The sequence below is a fragment of the Paraburkholderia sp. RAU6.4a genome (assembly GCF_050435625.1).
Lineage (GTDB): Bacteria > Pseudomonadota > Gammaproteobacteria > Burkholderiales > Burkholderiaceae > Paraburkholderia > Paraburkholderia tuberum.
In genome coordinates, this window is the sequence record NZ_JBNDKQ010000001.1 from 203,682 (window position 1) to 222,686 (window position 19,005).

The following is a 19,005-nucleotide window of genomic DNA, read 5'->3' on the forward strand; positions in this document are numbered from 1 at the left end:
TCCTCCCCGACTGAAGCCAACGGCCTTGCGAGTACCGGACCGCACTCCTCCTGGTCGTTCACTGTGCGGCCGGTGCCGTTGCGGTGGCGGGCGCGGGTTCCGTCGGCGCTCGTGTATTCGAGGCCACTGGCGGATTGGCCAACCAACCGCCTCCCAACGCCCTGAACAGCGCGAACTGTGCCTGCAGTTCGCCGACCTCTTCCCTCGCCTGCGACGACTGGCTTTCGAGCAGCGCAACCCGCACCTGATCGATATCGACGCGGCCGGTATCGCCGAGTTCGTAGCGACGTCGCACCTGGCTCAACTGCGTGGTGCGACGCGTGACTTCTTCATTGCGTGCCTTGAACAACTCGTCCTGCCGGTTCAAACGCGCCAGTGCACGGTCGACGTCATAGAACGCGCCGAGCGCGGTCTTTTCGTAGTTCGACATGGCCTGCTGCGCCTGCGCGTCCGACGACTCCACCTGCGAGCGCCGCGCGCCAAAGTCGATCAGCGGCAGCGCCATCGCCGCGCCGAATAGCCAGAACGTGCTGGCCCCGAGGCTTTGACCCGCGATCTCCCAACCATTGCGTGCAAGCAAACCGCTCAACGACATGGTCGGCCAGTAGTTGAGCCGCGCGACATCCGACTGCCTGAGCGCCGCATTCACGCGTGCCTGCGCCGCGATCAGATCCGGGCGCCGCATCAGCAGGTCGACCGGCTGGCCGGGCTCGATATGCGGCAGCGCGGTCATCAGCGTGTCGCTTTCATCGAGAATTCCCGCGAATTCCGCGGGCTGCACGCCGCATAGATTCTGCAAATTGAGTCGTGCCTGCGCGATGCCGTTCTCCACGTCCTGCAAACGCGCATCGACCTGCGCGCGGCCGGCGCGCGCTGCTTCGATGTCCGTACTCAGCACGAGACCCGCGTTAAAGCTCTTCTCGGCGATGTTGACGAAGTCGTCCGCGATCGCGCGGCTCTGCAGCAAAATCGCGCGCTGACGCAGCAGCCCGCGATAGGTGACGTACAGATCCGCGACACCCGACACCACGCTCAGGCGTACCGCCTCCGCGTCGCCCGCGGCCGCGCGTGCCTGTTCGCGTGCAGCCGAGAGCCTTGCGCGTCCCTGACCGAACAGATCGATCTCCCATTGCGCCCGCAAGCCGACACGCCAGAACTGCGCATCGGTATTGTCGATGCCGAGGAATTCCGCGAATTCGAGCTGCGTCTCAGCGCCGTGATACTTCGCGGCGCTCACGCTTGCACCGACCGACGGCAACAGTTGCGAGCGGGCCAGGCGGATGCCGGCCTGCACCTGATCGACGCGTGCGTAAGCGGTCGCGATGTCGAAGTTGTGCGCGAGCGCGAGATCGATCAGTCTGTTCAGCGTCGGGTCGTTGTACTGGGTCCACCATGCCGCGAGCTGCTGCCCGGACATCGGTGTCGCCACGCCCGGTTGCGCTTCCGAATACTGCGGCGGAAACGCGGCGGGCTTTTGCAGCTGCAATGAACCCGTACAGCCGGCTTCGAGCAGCAGGGCCGCGATGGCGAGAAGACAAGGGCGCGCGCGGATCATTTTGCTTCCGGGTGTCGACCCGGCTCCCATTCCGCCTGCCTGATCGAGAACAGCATCGCATACAGCGCCGGCACGGCGACCAACGTCAGCACGGTGGCAAAAACAAGGCCCGCCATAATCGTGATCGCCATGTCCTTGAAGAAAGGATCCCACAACAACGGCGCCATGCCGAGCGCCGTCGTACCGCCCCCCAGTATCACCGGCCGCAGACGGTTCATCGCGCCGTGGGTCACCGCCTGCATGCGCGGCACGCCCGCGGGCGATCTGCGAATCCATCTCTTCGACAAGCACCACGCCATTCTTGATCAGCATGCCGATCAGACTCAATAGACCGAGCAACGCCATGAAGCCGAACGCGCCGCGAAATAGCAGCAGACCGAGCGTGACGCCGACGATCGACATCGGCACGACGAGCAGCACGACGAGCGCCGGCTTCAGGCGTCCGAACATCATCAGCACGAGCAGCGCCATGCCGATGAAGCCGAGCGGCAGTTGACGGAACAGGCTCTGCTGCGCGCGCGTCGACGATTCGTGCTCGCCGCCCCATTCGAAGCTATAGCCCGGTGGCAGCTTGATGTTCTCGATGCTGGAGCGTATGCGGTTGAACGCGTCGACACTGTTCTGCCCATAGATCGGGTTGGCCGAAACCGTCAGCGTGCGAATCCGGTTTTCGCGCGCGATCTGGCCTTCCTCGGTACCGACCGCGAAGCCGTTGACCACGTCGCCGAGCGGCACGTAACGGCGCAGCCCCGCGCTGAACACCTGCAGGTCCTGCAGACCCGCGACGCCACGCGTGTAGTCGGGCGAACGCAGCACGATCGGCAGTAGCTGATCGCCTTCGCGATAGATGCCCACCCGCAGGCCTTCGCTTGCATAAGCCATCGTGTCGCTAACCTGACGGCGCGTCACACCGAGCGAGCGCGCCCGCGATTCGTCGAATTCCGGCCGCACGATGCTGATCGGGTCCTCCCAGTCGTCGCGAATCGCGATGATGCGGCCGTCCGCCTTCAGCACATTCTGTGCTTCTTGAGACAAGCGACGCAGCACGATCGGGTCGGGTCCGGAGAAACGTGCCTGAATGGCCGCGCCACCGCCAGGGCCGAAGTTCGGCCGCGTGACCGTCCAATGCTGTTCGGGGAAGCGCTTCTTCAGATCCGCTTCGATCTCCGGAATCATGTCGTCGATCAGGCCCTGGTCCTTCACGCCGACGATGAACTGCGCGTACGACGGATCACGCCCCTCCGGATCGTAGACGAGGAAGAAACGCGTCGCGCCCGAGCCGATATAGGTCTGCACGTTGGTGACGTCCGCATGCTTGAGCAGCACCTTCTCCACCTCGCGGCTCTTTTCGACGACCGCGCGAATATCGGCGCCGCGCGGCAAACGCATGTCGACATAGAAGATCGGCGTGGTCGACGCGGGGAAGAAGCTCCGCTCGACGAAACGGAACGCCCACCCGGCCAGCACGGTCAGCGCGACGAGGCCGATGACCACGAACACGCGCTGTCGGGTGACCCATGACAACAGCTCGCCGTAACGCTTGTACAGCTTCGACTTGAACGGGTCGTCATCGATGATGTCCGCGGGCTTGAAAAGATACGTGCCGAACAGCGGTGTCAGGGCGATGGCGATCACCCAGCTGAATAGCAGCGAAATCGCGGCGACGGCGAACAACGACGCACAGAATTCGCCGACCGCATCCGGCGACAGGCCGATGCCCGAGAAAGCCAGAATCCCCACAATGGTCGACGCGAGCAGAAGCCATTGGCTTTGTTTGAGAATCTCGGTCGCCGCCTGGAGATGCGACATGCCTCGTTGAACCTTCACGAGCATCCCCTCGACCACCACGATGCTGTTGTCGGTCAGCATGCCCATCACGATGATCAGCGCGCCGAGTGAGATACGCTGCAGCTCGATGCCTGCCGCGTACATGACCAGCAGCGTGCCGAGGATCGACAGGAACAGCTCGACGCCCAGCACGACGCCCGCGCGCCAGCCGAGCGCAATGCCCAGCGCGACACCGACGATCGCCACGGACAGGAACACGTCGAAGATAAAGCCGCGCACGCTCTCGTCGACGACCTGCGGCTGATCGTAAAGCGAGTGCAGCTTGATGCCGATCGGGCGGTTACGCTCGAGTTCGGCGAGCCTCGCCTTGATCTCCTCGCCGACCCTCACCACATTGACGCGCGGCCGCGCGCTGATACCGATCGTAACCGCCGGCTGGCCGTTATAGTGAATGACCTGGTTCGGAATCGTCGCGTAGCCGTGGCTTACTCGCGCGATGTCGCCGAGCAGCAGAGGGGCGGGCGTATTGTTGACAGGCAGCGAACGAATGGCCTGCAACGAATCGAGCGAGCCGGACGGCGCAATCCGCAACGACAGGTCGCCGACACGTTCGCGTCCCGCGGGCCGAACCTCGTTCTGCACGAACAGCGTCTGCGCAAGATCGTCGGTGGACAGATTGTTGGCGATCAGTTGCGACTGGTCGACGTCGACCGAGATCTGCTCCTGCTGCTCACCGGCGATCACGATGTCGGACACGTCGCCGAGTGTCAGCAGTTGGCGGCGCAGTTCGCGCGCGTACTCATACAGTTGCGCCTGCGTGTAGCCCTCGCCGGTCAGCGCGTAGAACATCCCGTAGACGTCGCCGAAACGGTCGACCACGAGTGACGGTCCCGCGCCCGGCGGAAGCCGGGGCTGTGCATCCGATACCGACTTGCGCACCTCGTCCCACACCTGCGGCAATTGCGCCGACGTGTACTGGTCGCGAATCTCGACGCGGACTTCAGAGTAGCCCGGTGTGGAACGCGAGGTCAGCCTGTCGACCTGCGGCATCTGCTGGATCGCGCTTTCGAGCCGGTCCGTCACTTCCTGCTCGACCTCGTGCGCACTCGCGCCCGGATACAGCGTCACGACGACCGCAGTCTTGATCGTGAACTTCGGGTCTTCGAGCCGCCCGATGTTGTAGTACGCGAAGATGCCGCCCAACAGCGAGATGAGCGTCAGAACCCACGCGATCAGCGGCTTTTCGATAAGGGGGCGCGCGAGATTCATTGAGGCGCATCCATTGGACGGACCGCCATTCCCTCTTTCATGAACTGCGAGCCGCCGGCCACCACGCGGTCGCCCGCCGCAACCGCCCCCGCGACGACCACATCGTCATTGCGAATTTCGCGCACGCTGACCGGCACCGCATGCACACGGCCGGACGCGGCGTCGTAGCGCCACAGACTGCGCTGACCGTCCGCGCCGATCGACACCGCGGCGATCGGAATCGCGAAGTACCCTTTGTTGTCGTTTTGCGCGACCTGACGCGCCGTTTCGGAAATCTGTACGCGCAGCGCCATGCCGGGGAACAGCATCGCGCTTTGCGGTCCTTCGATCGAGAACACGAGCCGGTAGGCCGCCGAAGTCGGCGAGGTCTGCGTGGTCCGCTCGCGGAACACGAGCGGGAAGCGGTTCTGCGGCCGCCCGGGCAGCCACGCCTCGGCTCTCAGCGTCTTGTCGACGAACAGCCGTTCGGCAATGCTCTGAGGCAGATCGACGCCGACATCGGCACGGCCGATGTTTTCCAGATTGAACGCGGGCGCCCCAGCCTGCACGACCTGCTGGATCTCGATGTTGCGGCGAGCGATCCGGCCGTCGAATGGCGCGACGAGCTGGGTATTGCGCAGGTCGCGGCTCGCCAGGTCGCGTGCCGCGCGTGCGGCATCGGTGGAAGCCGACAACTGCTCATAGGCAGCCTGAGACAGAATCCCGTCCTTGCGCAGCACCGCCTGGCGCTTCAGGTTGTCGCTCAGCTGCTGATACTGCGCGTTCGCGCGTTGCAGTTGCAGCTTGTAGGGTTCCTCGTCGATCCGCGCGATCAGTTGCCCGCGTTTCACCGACGCGCCTTCGAGCACCGCGATCTGCACGACGCGGCCCGATACTTCGAAGGCGAGCGGCGAGATGCTGGTCTGCTCGACCCGTCCGGTAAAAATGCGAATGGCGGAAGCGTCGGCAGGTTCGACCCGAGTGAGCTGCACGGCTGGCCTCGTATCGCCACTCTGTGTTTCGGTCTGCCGTTGGCAGCCCGACAGTGAAACGACAAGCGCGCAGGTCAACGCGCACGACACTGCGCCGGTCAGTGCGATTCCGCCTGATCGGCGAGGCCGCGGTGCATCGGAGCGGTTTGCATTCATGACGTTCTCGGCTGACTGCTGGCGCAACCCATGTCGTAGGCCCAGCGGCAACGTAGCTCACGGGCCGGCGAATACGAGACCCTACAGGTTGCTCAGCAATTCATAGGGGCCCATAACAGTGGACCGATGGGTGCATCCGCTTCGACTTCCACGGCCAGGTCAGACTCGAGGAACAGCGGCATCCCTTCTGTCGGACCGGCAACGTCGTTCAAACCAGTCTATCGGCGACAATGGTGTTGTGGCCGTCGGGACTACAGCCGCGACCCATGTGTCGTCATTCCGGCTCCGTTCGTCAGGCATCCTGTCGAACTGCCAAACTGCTTCGCCATGCCGAAGCAAGACTGAGGAAATTGACGAACCCGCCCTGTATGGAATGCACGACGATTCCGCAAAACCTGAAGACGAATGAATATGCGGGCGGATTGCAGCGTTGAATCAGATCCCTTCGATGGAACCTTGCTGCAAAATTATTAAAGTTCCCAAACAATTCGCTGTCAAGAGCCTCACAGGCGCAGCACGATCGTATCGATTGCTTACCTTAAGCGGTATATCAAAGCCGTCATAGGCGTTCATGACTTCGCGCAGTTCACTGGTGGTTTGCCCGTGTCATGCGTGCGTCATTGCCCCTTTCAGTTCGTCACAGGCATCATGGCCGAACAATGCGCAAGCCGTCAATCGATTCGCGACTTGCTACGGTCATACCGACTCGTTCTATGGTTGCTTCGGCTTCTGTTGATGAAATATAAGCATGGCTATTCTGCTGTACTAGTCACGAAATGCCATGGGGAAAAGTACTATAGGTTTCAAGGAATTTTTGTTTCGCCGATGGGTGACGCAACTCTGCGTGAAAAGAAAGTTGGCAATTGCGACGTCGCGGGCCGCCGCCAGCGTTCATCGCTTGCATCGGCGTAGCGCGGCTGCCCTCTCGCACGAACCGGTTCGACGCATCATGACGCGCTCGCTCGCATCGTGGACATCGCGGTGCGCGGCACTCGCGCTGCTCACTGGCGGTCTTCTGTGCGGTTGCGCGATGGTCACCGTCAGCTCGCAAGGCCCGGAGCAGTACATCGCGATGCGCCGCGGCGACATTCTATCGACCGGCCGTCTGAGCGCCGCGACGCGAGCACGCTGCACATCGCGGCACTCGATGGGAACACCTGCCAACGTGAGCCGCTCGATTGCATCAATACGATCTCGACCGTCGGCGGAATCAATACCTTCCGGCGATTGTCGAGCCTCGCCGAACTGTCGTTGCAGATGGCCATCACCAACACGCCGGCCAACGCCAGCGATTGGAGCGACGCGCAATTCGATCTGTGGCTCAGGGCCGCGCGATTCGCGTATGCATTTCTGTTCCTCGGTGAACGCACTGCTGGCGAACGTGCATTCGAAGATCGTCAGACCCAGGTCCGTGACTACTACAACTACGCGGTGCAGGAACTTGCCCACGCGCTGCTTCTGCGTGGCGCGCTCGCTACCGATGCCGGCAACGGCGTGCCGGGTACGCAGTACATGGCAGGCTGGTCCATTCATCCCGAGCTGAGCCGAACCCGGCTACCCGAAGGCGTGCGCGAACCGCGCGAAGTCATCCCGGCGTCGCGGCTGTCGTTCGCGAGGATACGTAGCATTTATCGACGCGATGGTTTGGGGGCGGAACTCGTTGCTGTGATGAACGTGCCGCCGCCTGAAGATGATGTCGATGCGGGTGGCAATGCCAGCGCCGACACGCGTGTGTCCGCCCGCGTCGATGGTCCCGCGAGCGCACCGTTCAACCTCGGCGTGTCGACAGAAGCCGCGGGACGGCCAAGGCCGGCGTCGCGCTTTTTCCGCGAGATGCCGTCGCCGAACGTGACCGCGTCGATCCTGTTCAGCCAGGGCATGCTCGAACAGGTGCTTGCCTCACATGAGGTCGTGCTGTCCGTCTATGATCCGTATCGGGAAGACAGTGTCGAGCGACACGGCCAGACTGTGCCACTTTCGGCCAACTTCAGCGCGGGCTACGGCATCTGGCTCGCGCGCTCGGGCTTCGCCGGGCAATCGTTGCGCACGCTGTTTGGACGCGCACACGGTATCGATACGCCCCGCATCTACATGATGCAACCGTTCGATCCCAATCGACGGATCATTCTGATGCTGCACGGCCTCGCGAGCAGCCCCGAAGCATGGGTCAACGTCGCCAACGATATTCAGGGCGATGAAGTGCTTCGCCAGCATTTCCAGGTGTGGCAGGTCTACTACCCGACCAACGTGCCGATTCTGGTCAACCTCGCGCGCATCCGCCGCGCCACGCAACTGACGCTCGCGCACTTCGATCCAGACGGTACGGTGCCGGCGTCGCATGGCATGGTGTTGATTGGTCAAAGTATGGGCGGCATTCTGGCGCGGCTGCTCGTGTCGACTTCCGGCGACGCGCTTTGGGCGACGTTCGAGGACAAGTACGTGCCCGAGGGCACCGATATCGATCGCGAGGACGAGCGGCCCGATCGGCTACTGAACTTCACGCCGATGCCGCAAATCGAGCGCGCCATATTTATCGCGGCCCCCCATCGAGGCACGCCGTTCGCGAGCAACCGGCTGTCGCGCTGGGCGGCCAACCTCGTGCGTCTGCCGCTTGCCCTGCTGAACGAGATCGAGGAAGTGATGCAGACGGCGACGAGCATCGAACCGCAGGGACGGACCTTCCATGTGCCTAGCAGCATCGAACAGCTGCGCGAAAACGGGCCGCTCGAAGATTCCGACGATGGCGTGGTCCATTATCGCAGCGCGCATCTCGTGGGCGCGCTGTCGGAGAAGGTGATTGTTGCTGGACACAGTGTGCAGGAGACGCCGCGGGCGATCCTCGAGATTCGGCGGATCTTGCATGAGGATATTGCGCAGATCGATCAGCGCGGGGAGGTTTGCGGGGAGGCTCGGATAGCGAAGTGATGGCGGCGGGGCCAGCTGTCTTTTGCGGCGGCTCGGACTTGGGCTCGGACTTGACGAGCTTGCTGTTGCTGGGCTCTGTTCGAATCACTGGTACAGCGTTCCGAATCAAGCCAGCGTGATCGAGGCAGGCCGCGGAAGGTTGGTTCGAATGAGCGGTCATCAGCGGAACGCTCGAAATTGTTTCGCTACAAATTACGTATTGAATGTTACGGATTGGCGGGGCACGTGTGTTCATTCTGGCGTGTTGTCGCCGTTTGGTGGGAGTAATGGGCTATCGTGCACCAATTTGACTGATTGGCGTGAAACAATGACGTGCATCGGTCAAAAAAGCGTTTTAAAACAATAGGTTGACACGCATAGAAGGCGTTTCGTTATGTTTCACGCCGTGTCGGTTGGCGAGATTGGCCGAAGAATCGAAAATTCTCGCTCGTATTGGCTAAGAGTCATTCGTTTTTCGATATTTAGTTCGCAAAAGTTGACCAGATGTTCTGTCCCCGCATATTGTTAGGTTGCCGATACGCGACTGCTGCATCTGCTGAAGTTCAAGTTGGCCACACGCGTGGCGACTGACAGTCGCTCGCATTGCGGATGCGCGATCGTCTTGCTAATCAATATCACAGGGCGGGCCGGGACAGACTCTTTACGTTCGCGAGATTTGCGCGCTTGCCCTCACCTATCCTGCCGTCCGTCGTCCGACGGACTTCTTGCGGATGATCTGAGAGCAGCGATGTTGATTTCGCGCTGAACGAGTGGTCTGACGCAGGCCCATCCGGGTGGCGTGACATACGATCGGACGGAGATCATTCGTTGCGGTCGAGTCACTCATTACTCCGGTGCTTGCCCAAAAATGATCGGCGCGGTCGCGATGCATCCCTTCGAATACTTCTATCTGGGTGTCTCCCCGGCGGGTGGGTAGATCGGTAGGCGTGACGACCGACATCAGCTACCTTTGAGTGTCCTCTCTTGACGACGGTGGGATGTTGGTTTAACGCGATTACGACCAATTCATCGCGGCCGGCAGGCGTTCGCGATTGACTTTCCGGTCGTCGATCGAGACGCTGGATCAGCAACAGGATCTGATTTGAGGACAAGCTTGCGCCGTGGCGAACACCGTTTGCGAAACGGCGATGCATCGTTTGAGAGAACGCGCGATACATGATTCGGGGTCCCTTAACGCGACGTTCCAGTAATAACTGGCTCCCGCCGGATCTTGACGCATGTCGTCTGTTCGCTGAGGCAAGCCCCATTCACAGCCCTTCCTTTGCGCGTTTGTTCGTGCCGCTTTCATTGCTAATCGTACGGAACAGCTTTTCCGGCAGAACGACTGCCGACTTTGCGGTCGATAATCGGTGGCCTCAACGCTGCGCGCGTTTCATTGCCTGAGGTAAACCGGGAGAGTGAAGCATTCTTGCGGGACGTCGACGATCTTCGCCGAGGTTCGCTGCGGCCGACAGCGCCATCATGAACACAGCTGTTCATGGACACCCATGTGCAATGCACGTCGCGCACTAAGGGCCGCGGCCTTTCTCATTGAGAAGATTGGGACCGACGATAGCGGAGTCGAGTCGTCTCGGGGAAACGCGCTGATGCGGCGTTGGGTTGAGAATGACCGTGGATGGTCTGCCGGAATAGAGTTTACGTTTATAGGACAGAGGGCTGGCCCTTCATCCCGTCCGTCATATGTCGCCGTGCGATTTTGTATGTGCTCCGGGTAATGCGACCGTCAACGAAGCAGCCGAACCCGGCTCAATAGATGCATCAGAAATCCCCAGTCATTGGCTGTCTCGCTCATGGCGAGCGGCTGACCCGCCGCAGGCGCCTGCGAGATCGCTGCGAACGCAATACTGCGTGAATCGCTCCACGGGTCGTGCAAGGCACGAACGATGTGCGTTCAGCGCGGACGCGGCACGCTTTCATCGGCATCGGGGGTGCGTCGTCAAGAGTGTCTAGAGTCTAGACACCGGATGGCGCAAAGGTAGGGCTGCGGGGTGAGTGTCTAGACTCTAGACACTCTTCGAGGTGGACCGATTTGATTGACCCAAAAAAAAGCCCGCACTAAGCGGGCCTTTTAACACTACAACCGAACCACCGATTAGCTCGTCTTCGGCTGCGATTGGAACATCTGTCCGATCAACTGTCGTATCTGAACTTCTTGCGCCTCGGTGATCACTCCGGTCTTGATCTTGATCGTGAAGTTACTCACATCCTTGGTGATGCTCCCAGCGTGCTCTCGTCCCGCGAAAAATTTCTCGATGCTGCGTCCGCTGGTACCACCCGACGTCGTCTGCCGGGTCGCCAGGGCGGTGATTGCCGCCGCGACCTTGCCCTGATCCATTTCGCCTCTCACCAACAGAGGCCAAATTTCGCGAGCGGCTTTAACGCCATCCTCGCCATGCTTTTTGATAGCCGCTGCAATTGCTTGCGCCGCAGTCCCGCCCAATAGTCGCGGTTGAATATCGAGATCTTTCTTCATGAAGTCCGGCAGATTGTCGAACGACAAGAACTGATACAGACCTGCCCGCGACAATCCCATCGCTTCCGCCAGTCGCTTGCGATTCGGGAACTCTGTTTCCGATCGACGAATCGCCACGCCGATTTCATAGTCAGCAAGGTCGTCGCGGCTAATGTTTTCGACCATTGCGAGCACGGCCATATCCGAGTCGGAGCAATCCGCGACCACGGCCTTGATCGTGTCCAGCCCCAACATTTTGTGCGCACGCCAGCGTCGTTCGCCGGCGACGATCTGATAGTCGTCCGCGACACGACGGACCACGATCGGCTGCATCAGTCCAACTTCGCGGATCGACTCCGCGAGCTCGGCTAACTTTGCTTCGTTGAACACGCGACGCGGCTGCCAAGGGTTCGGCAAGATGCCTGCAACCGCCAGTTGCGATGCGACGCCAGTCGATTCCAGTTCCTGCACGCGAAGTTGCGCAACGGCCAGCGCGCCGGCAAGGCCGGGCGCCGTTTGCGTGCGGTTGCTGCGCTTCACCTCGTCCTCGTTGATCGACGAAGTTTTGCGAATGCCCGAGGTCTTGGCCAGCAACTGTTCTCGCATATTGCTCATTGCGCGTTCCTCCATTTTTCCGAATAGATCTCGTCGATCCAGCGACAGTAGTCGACGAGAGGTTGCCGCACGCGTTGCAACGACTTGGCCGCGCTGTGATTGCTGCTGATGTCGAAGACGGTCGAGAACGCCAACGCCCCGGTGCTCATCACCGAGCTCGCCGGTACCTCGATCGAATGCAGCCAGTTTTCGTACGCGCTTTGCGCCCACGCGCGCACGATCGGCGCCGACGAGTTCCGCCCATAATCGACCCGCGACAACACCAGCGACACGAAGTCGTACTTCTTGTCCGTCTCGAATTTGATAAAGCTTTTGGACACGTCCGAGAAAAGTCGCCAGAACGACAGCGAGCTGATGAAGTCCAGGTTTTCCGGCACCATCGGCATCACCATGGCATCCGCGGCCATCAGCGCGTTCAGATTGAGGTACGACAGCGACGGCGACGTATCCATGAGAATGTAGTCGTACTTCTTGCGCAGCGGCTCGAGCCCTTGACGAAGCACGGTCCAGAAGCGAAAACCCGGTCGCATCTTTTGCATCGCCGGCAGATGGAACTCTGCTCCAATCAGTTCCGTGTGCGCAGGAATCACGTCGATGCCATCCCAGTACGTCGACTGGACCCGCCCCTCGAGGCCACCTTCGCTGTCCTGGTCGTAGACGTACGGCAATACTGTGTCTTCAGGCGTCACGTCTTTTTCCGCGTACAGTCCGCACAGTTCCGAAAGCGACGCCTGCGGGTCGAGATCAACCACCAACACTTTGCGTCCCCGCAGCGACAGCCCCTGGGCGAGGCACATCGTCGTCGTCGTCTTGGCGGAGCCACCCTTGAGCTGCGCGGTGATAATGATCTTCCCGTCTGGCTCCTTCAGGCGCGTGACCAGCGGAGTCTGGTAGATGTCGGAAATCTTTTGTACCCAGATCCGCGCCTCTTCCAGCGTGAAGGTCCGGGTGCGGCCCGTGCCTGCCGCCGTGCCCGAAGGCAGTTCTCCGTCGCCTTTTGTCGCGAGATACTGAACCTGCGAGTGTGAGACGTTGCACATCTCGGCAATCTCGCCGGTCTTGAAAACGGGAGCCGTTTTTCGAGGACGCGGAGCCAGAATCGTGTCACGCAGCTCATTAGTGAAAATGGTGACTTTTTCTGCGAACTCACTGATCTGCTCAAAGTGAACGGTTCGGTCTACGGCAGGAAGTTGGCTCGTTCTGACCATTCTGAGGTTTTTCCATAAAATTCCAGAAACCTCAGAATACAGGAAATACTTGAAAATAGCTTTTTAAATTACTGTTTTTATGCGGATTTTCTGCAAATTTCTGTATTTCCAGACCGTTTTCGGTTGCGGAATCGCCGTGGAAACTAAACGAGCCTAGAAACACTGCGTCCTCGAAGGCACAAATGACCTCACCTTTCTTCGCAATCTGGGTAGCGGAGTCGGCACTCCTGCTCGAGACTTAGGCACTTGGTGAGGTCATTTGTGCACTTTCTCATTTCCCGAAAGACCGGTCCGGCGATCTTCTGCACAACCGACCTCACCATTGTTAGATTTTCGCCACCTTCCTGCGAGCGCTCCCCGCACTTAGAACGCAAATGCACAATCAACCTCACCCACAGAAGCGGCGATACACCGGCGCCAGGCCGTCAGCCAGAGGTTCAGCTCATCGCCAAGGGGCGCCAGTCACCGTAGCAGCACAACCAACCTCACCTTGGCAGCAGCCCTTCCAAACCCGCTCGACGTTTCGCACAATCAACCTCACCATGCTGCATCGCGCAATCTTCAGCCGCATTTATTGGTGTGTGCCGGGTTGGTAGGTTTTTTTTAAAACCGAGAACAAACCCACAAACCAACGCCACCAAACACTATTCAATCTGTTCAAGCACTTAAGTTCCAAAAGGTGAGGTGCGTTGTGTCGAAGGTGAGGTTCGCTGTGCTGAGAGGTGCGGTTGGTTGTGCAGGAAGGTGAGACCGATTCCCCACCAAGGTGCGGCTTGATGTGTTTGCCATTGCGTCAAATCACGAAGGTGAGGTGGGTTGTGCAGCTACTGGGAACGAGGTTGAAAGGGCCGTTGCATAAGGCCTTGCCGCGCGAACGCCCGCCCGCAAGGTGAGGTTCTTTGTGAACATGGTGAGGTTCTGTGTGCCGAAACGCGGGAGGGACGCCGAAACGGCCTCCGCCGCGGTCGTTTGATGGTGAGGTTCTGTGTGTTGACAGCTCACCACCGCATGCTTACAGTCCCGGGAGCGAAAAAGTGGATGAAGAACATGGCCGCGGACAATCCGGAAGAGGGCAGGTCGAAAGCGACGTCACGCCAGATGGCGCTCGCGCTGTTCGAAGACATGTTCGATCAGGGATTGCGCATCAACGAGGCCAATCGCGAGATCGGTTATCAGCGCAACGATTTCTTCACCGAAATCGTCAATATGGGGCTGCCGGCGCGGCGCTTTCTCGATGCCGCGTACTTCATCGTCGCGCAGGAGCCCGAGCAGCGCGATCAGTACGACGTCGAACTCAACTACTTCAAGTGGCTGATGCGTTACGACAGCCGCAACCTGAAGCACTTGCGCACGATCGCCGACGAAGCTCAGAACGGCGAAAGTCCGCGTGACGAATACGCCCGCGGACCGCGATCCCAACGAAAACGATCTGTGGGTGCAGGTTCAGTTGATCGGCATGGTCGGTTTTCATCGCGGACGTATGCGTTTCGACGTCCATCCGCGGCTCGTGCCGCATATCCGCGATCCGCAGAAATCGCATTGGCTGAGCTTGCGCATTTCCACCGCGTTCACGCGCAGTCTAGCGCGCGCGATCTACGACAAAGTTTTGCCCAACGTGCCCGCGGGACGCACCGACTGGATCCAGCTCGAGGAAATGCGCAACTGGCCCGGCAAAATGGGCGCGAATGCCGCCATCTTCAAATACTTCAAGCGCGATTGGCTCGAGCCGGCGGTGCGCGAGATCAACGAAGTGTCGGACGTCGAGATGTCCTATGAGACGCGGACTGCATCCACGACGTCGAAGAAAATCGACCGCATCCGTTTCCTGCTCAAGCGCAAGGACACAGCCGACGCGGTACTCGCGAGCCTCGCCGACGCGAGCCATCTGTACAAGATTCTCACCGACGAATTCGGGCTCTCGACCAAGCAGTTCAGCGAGATTTCGGAGAACCGCGAACTCTGGACCGACGAACGTATCCAGCAGGCCGTCGAATACACGCGCTTCAGGGTCAAGCGCGGCCAGGTCAAGAAGAGCCCCGCGGGCTACCTGATGCGCGCGCTACGCGACAACTGGAAGATCTCCGACGCCGAGCGCACGATGGTCGACGTACAGGCCAAACTGCTCGCCGACGAAACGCAGGAACAGGCGGTCAAGACCGAAACGAGAAAGACCGTGGCGCACAGCATCGCGACGCGCGAAGAAGAAGTGCGCGCGCGCATGAACGAGGATTCGCGCAAGGGCCGCGACCATTTCAACGCCGCCGATGCGAAGACGCGCAAGGAACTGATGCATGCGTGGACGACGTCGCGCGAAGGCAAGCTGATGCTGCGTCGGATGAAGCTCGAACCGTCGACGGTCACCGAAGATGCGATTTTCGCGAATACCGAGCTGGTCTGGTATCTGGGGCAGTTCGTATTCGGCCGGATGAATGCGGCGCGCGCGGCGGCGTGAAGTGAGCCGGAAATCGGCTGCAAAGCAGCCCTTGCTACTTCAGACGCTCAGAACGACCCGAACAGCGAGCCCAGCACGATCACCACCACCAGCGCGAGTAACGCGCCGAGAATCCCGACGATCACGATGTCGCGATAGCTTTCGCGGTGGTTCGACCGACACACGGCAAGCAGCGTCACGACCGCGCCGTTATGCGGCAGGCTGTCGAGTGTGCCTGAGGAAATCACGGCGACCCGATGCAGCAGCGCCGGGTCGATGCCGTATTGCGCAGCCAGTTGCAGATAGGTGCTGCCGAGCGCGTCGAGCGCAATGGTGAGACCGCCCGAGGCCGAGCCGGTCAGCGCCGCGAGCAGATTGGTGGCGACCGCGAGCGATACGAGCGGACCACCGCCGATACCCAGCACCCATTCGCGCACGAGCGCGAACGCTGGCAGCGCGGCGATCACCGCGCCATAGCCGACCAGACTGCCGACGCTGAGCACCGGCAGCACCGATGCATTCGCGCCCGCATCGATCGTCTCACGCAGCGCTGGCAGGCGATGCCGATTGAGCAGCACGAGCACGACGATCGCGACGGTGAGCGCCACGCACACGCCCCACACACCGCCGACCGCCGCAAGCGACGTCTCGCCCCAACGGACCTCGGCCAGATAGTCGGCGTCGATGCGCGGCAGCACGATCACGTTCATCACGAAGTTCGTCAGCACGACGAGCACGAGCGGCGTGAGCGCGACGCCGAACGAGGGCAGACTCTCGCTGACATGCCCGCGCTTCGCTTCCTCCGGATCGAAACTCTGCGATACGCTTGCGCGCTCGCGCACGAGGTTGTCGCTGGCCGGCGCCCCCGTGGATTTCACCGCCGCCTCGAGTCCGTCGAATCCTTCATTGGCCGCCTTCGCGCGCGATTGCTGCAAGGACAACCACCAGAGCCCGAACACCACCATTACGATACTCGCGATGATGCCAAGCCCAGGCGCCGCAAACGGCGTCGTACCAAAGAACGGCATCGGGATCGCGTTCTGGATAGCCGGTGTGCCGGGCAGCGCGGACATCGTGAACGTCGACGTGCCGAGCGCGATCGCGGCCGGCATCAGACGGCGCGGAATATTGGCGGCCTGGAAGAGGGCGGTGGCCATCGGCGCGAGCACGAAGAACGCCACGAAGAGGCTGACGCCGCCATAGGTGACGAGTGCGCCACCGATCACGACCGCGAGAATCGCCCGATGCGCGCCAAGCTTCTCCGTCATGTAACTGGCGATCGCCTTCACGGAGCCGCTGTCTTCCATCAGCTTGCCGAACAGCGCGCCGAGCAGGAACAACGGAAAGAACTGCGCGAGAAAGCGCGCGGCGCTGAGCATGAAGGTCTGGGTCCAATGCGCGAGGATCGGTTCGCCCGAAATCGCGGCGGCCAGCATCGCGGCGAACGGCGCGAGCAGCAGCACGGTCCAGCCGCGGTACGCGAAGCCGATCAGCAGCGCGAGACTCGCGAGCATGCCGAAAAGCCCTAGACCGATCGCGAGCGGTGACAGGGTGATGACTTCCATGGTCAGACTCCGTCGAGCAACGCGTCGAGATCCAGCGAGGAGCGCACGCCGATCGAATCGCCGTGCTCGGCGAGGAACGCTTCGGCGGCACGCCGGCCTTCGTCGCGCAGCATCGTCAGAAAGCTCCACTCGGCGTTCAGCTTCGACGAGTAGCCGAGTTCGGTCATCAGCTCGCTCGCGATCCGATGGATGCGCATCGCCGCCCAATGGCGGCCTTCGTCGCTGCCGGGGTCCGCCGCGCGGCGCAGCAGCGCGATCATGCGCAGCTCTTTTAGCAGCGGCGCGTTGAAGGCAACTTCGTTCAGGCGACTGATGATGTCGCGCGCGGTGCGCGGGGTTTCGTCCCGCACGACGGGATTGACCTGGATCAGCAGCGTGTCGCTCGACGTGCATTCGCGTACCAGCGGCGTCATGGTCGGATTACCGGCATAGCCGCCGTCCCAGTAGTCTTCACCGTCGATCTGCACGGCCTGAAACAGCGTGGGCAGGCAGCCGGAGGCGAGCAGCACGTCAGGCGTCAGGTCGCCATTGCGAAACACACGCGCCTGGCCCGTGCGCACGCGCGTCGCGGTGATGAACAGCTTGATCGGCGCGTCGCGCAGATGCGCGAAATCGATCGAGTCCTGCAGAATCTTCGCCAGCGGATGTACGACGCGCGGGTTCAGGTCGTAGGGAGAAAACACGCGCGCCGCGAGGTCCATCGCGATGAAGAGCGGCGAGTAGTCGAGCGTCCAGCGGCCCATCAACACGTCGAACGGGGTACGGCGAAACGGGCTGTACACCGATGCTTCGAATACTCGCCGCCAGAAGGCTTCGAGCGCGGCGCGCGCGCCGGCCGCGCCGTCTGCCTGATAGCCGCTCACCAGCACCGCGGCGTTCATCGCGCCAGCCGACGTACCCGATATTCCTTCGATCCGCAGCCACGACTCTTCGAGCAAACGGTCGAGGACGCCCCATGTAAAAGCACCGTGCGATCCGCCGCCTTGCAATGCGAGGTCGATAAGGGCGGGTTCGCGGTGGGTGGGTTGGTTTTTTGTTGCAGCCAAGACGACTCCGGTAGTGAGGAGTGCTCCATTTCGCGAGCTGACGCCGCATGCACGGCGGACGAATGAACTGCTGGCCAATGCTGTGAACTACCGAATGAGGTGAGGCGTGTTTCAAAGGCGAAACATCGCACTGCACAATTGGTATTGGAAGTGGCCGGTGACTAAAAGTCAAGCGTATTCAACTTGATTCACAGAGCTTGCGAGCAACCGGCTCGTGGCCGTCATCGCCCGCTTGCTGGTCACGCCGAGGTCAAAAACAGCGTGTAGGAAGGCTGGCCGGCGCGCCCGTCGCGCCGCTTACATCAGCCGCTCACATAATCATGGATAGGCGGAGTATCTTTGCACGGTTGAGCGCGATAATGCGGTGGCAATCATGCAATCTGCGTTATTCGTTTGCGCGTGCCGCTTAAATGCTAACTCGCGTGTATATCTTCGCTGTTTCGCCTTGCGCTAATCGCCGCGGCGTATTGCAATGTAATGTATCGTCTCGGCCGCCGGATACATTACGACATAATTCGACTGATGAACCGGGCTATAAAGCAGGCATCGTCAAATCACGGAGAGCATCATGAACGCCGGGTTGCTGCAAGGGTCCTGTCACTGCGGGGCCGTCAAGTTCGAAGTTCGCACCGAAATCGTTCCGGCTGGTCGTTGCAACTGCAGCCTGTGCCGCCGCAAGGGCGCGCTGATGACACCGCTCTTTCCCGCCAGTCAGTTGAAGATTCTGAGTGGCGAGGATTCGCTGACGCTATACCAGTTCAACACGAAGGTCGCGAAACACTACTTCTGCAAGCATTGCGGCATCTATCCTTTTCATCAGACGCGCAAGGATCCGCAGCAATGGCGCGTCAATATTGGCTGCCTCGACGGGGTCGATCCTTACGCGCTCGAAGCCGGCGTGGCCGATGGCGCGAGTCTTTCCGTGCTGGAGGACGCATGAAACGCCTGTTTGCCATCGCTGTATTCGTGGCGGGCGGCCCCCCGCGTCACAATGGTTGTCGCCTGGATAAAATTGGAATCTGGG

General features: G+C 61.0%; 8 protein-coding genes and 1 pseudogene. 3 read left to right on the forward strand and 6 right to left on the reverse strand.

Annotated features, from left to right (window positions below):
- Positions 1–58: 58 nt before the first annotated feature.
- Both OKW40_RS00930 and OKW40_RS00935 read right to left on the reverse strand, forming a co-directional pair.
- Positions 59–4,612, reverse strand: coding sequence for an efflux RND transporter permease subunit (locus OKW40_RS00930; RefSeq protein WP_429487704.1), 4,554 nt, complete (start codon positions 4,610–4,612; stop codon positions 59–61).
- Complete coding sequence (locus OKW40_RS00935) at positions 4,609–5,583, reverse strand: efflux RND transporter periplasmic adaptor subunit (protein WP_184061764.1); 975 nt, start codon at positions 5,581–5,583, stop codon at positions 4,609–4,611. The genes OKW40_RS00930 and OKW40_RS00935 overlap by 4 nt, the downstream gene beginning before the upstream one ends.
- A gap of 1,173 nt (positions 5,584–6,756) precedes the next feature.
- On the opposite strand from OKW40_RS00935, the gene OKW40_RS00940 reads away from it, so the two are divergent.
- The gene (locus tag OKW40_RS00940) at positions 6,757–8,664 is read left to right on the forward strand and encodes an esterase/lipase family protein (RefSeq protein WP_429487706.1); all 1,908 of its coding nucleotides are present in this window, start codon (positions 6,757–6,759) and stop codon (positions 8,662–8,664) included.
- 2,092 nt (positions 8,665–10,756) lie between these two features.
- Here the strand turns inward: OKW40_RS00940 and OKW40_RS00945 are convergent.
- Together OKW40_RS00945 and OKW40_RS00950 are read right to left on the reverse strand one after the other, a co-directional pair.
- On the reverse strand, positions 10,757–11,731 hold the full coding sequence (locus tag OKW40_RS00945) for a ParB/RepB/Spo0J family partition protein (protein ID WP_429487708.1): 975 nt from the start codon (positions 11,729–11,731) through the stop codon (positions 10,757–10,759).
- On the reverse strand, positions 11,728–12,939 hold the full coding sequence (locus OKW40_RS00950; protein ID WP_184061762.1) for a ParA family protein: 1,212 nt from the start codon (positions 12,937–12,939) through the stop codon (positions 11,728–11,730). Before OKW40_RS00950 ends, OKW40_RS00945 begins: the two co-directional genes overlap by 4 nt.
- 1,047 nt (positions 12,940–13,986) lie before the next feature.
- Here OKW40_RS00950 and OKW40_RS00955 point away from each other — a divergent pair.
- A pseudogene (locus tag OKW40_RS00955) lies at positions 13,987–15,391 on the forward strand (replication initiation protein).
- A 47-nt stretch (positions 15,392–15,438) separates the two neighbouring features.
- Here OKW40_RS00955 and OKW40_RS00960 read toward each other — a convergent pair.
- Positions 15,439–16,935, reverse strand: coding sequence for a GntP family permease (locus OKW40_RS00960; RefSeq protein ID WP_429487710.1), 1,497 nt, complete (start codon positions 16,933–16,935; stop codon positions 15,439–15,441).
- 2 nt (positions 16,936–16,937) lie between these two features.
- Positions 16,938–17,981, reverse strand: coding sequence for a patatin-like phospholipase family protein (locus tag OKW40_RS00965; RefSeq protein WP_429487712.1), 1,044 nt, complete (start codon positions 17,979–17,981; stop codon positions 16,938–16,940).
- Between the two features lie 568 nt (positions 17,982–18,549).
- Here OKW40_RS00965 and OKW40_RS00970 point away from each other — a divergent pair.
- Positions 18,550–18,921, forward strand: a complete 372-nt coding sequence (locus tag OKW40_RS00970) for a GFA family protein (protein WP_090810665.1) — start codon at positions 18,550–18,552, stop codon at positions 18,919–18,921.
- Positions 18,922–19,005: the final 84 nt, after the last annotated feature.

Coding starts and splice junctions, on each gene's coding strand:
- OKW40_RS00930 (WP_429487704.1), bottom strand. CDS start 4,612: ATGAATCTCGCGCGCCCCCTTATCGAAAAGCCGCTGATCGCGTGGGTT.
- OKW40_RS00945 (WP_429487708.1), bottom strand. CDS start 11,731: ATGAGCAATATGCGAGAACAGTTGCTGGCCAAGACCTCGGGCATTCGC.
- OKW40_RS00950 (WP_184061762.1), bottom strand. CDS start 12,939: ATGGTCAGAACGAGCCAACTTCCTGCCGTAGACCGAACCGTTCACTTT.
- OKW40_RS00960 (WP_429487710.1), bottom strand. CDS start 16,935: ATGGAAGTCATCACCCTGTCACCGCTCGCGATCGGTCTAGGGCTTTTC.
- OKW40_RS00970 (WP_090810665.1), top strand. CDS start 18,550: ATGAACGCCGGGTTGCTGCAAGGGTCCTGTCACTGCGGGGCCGTCAAG.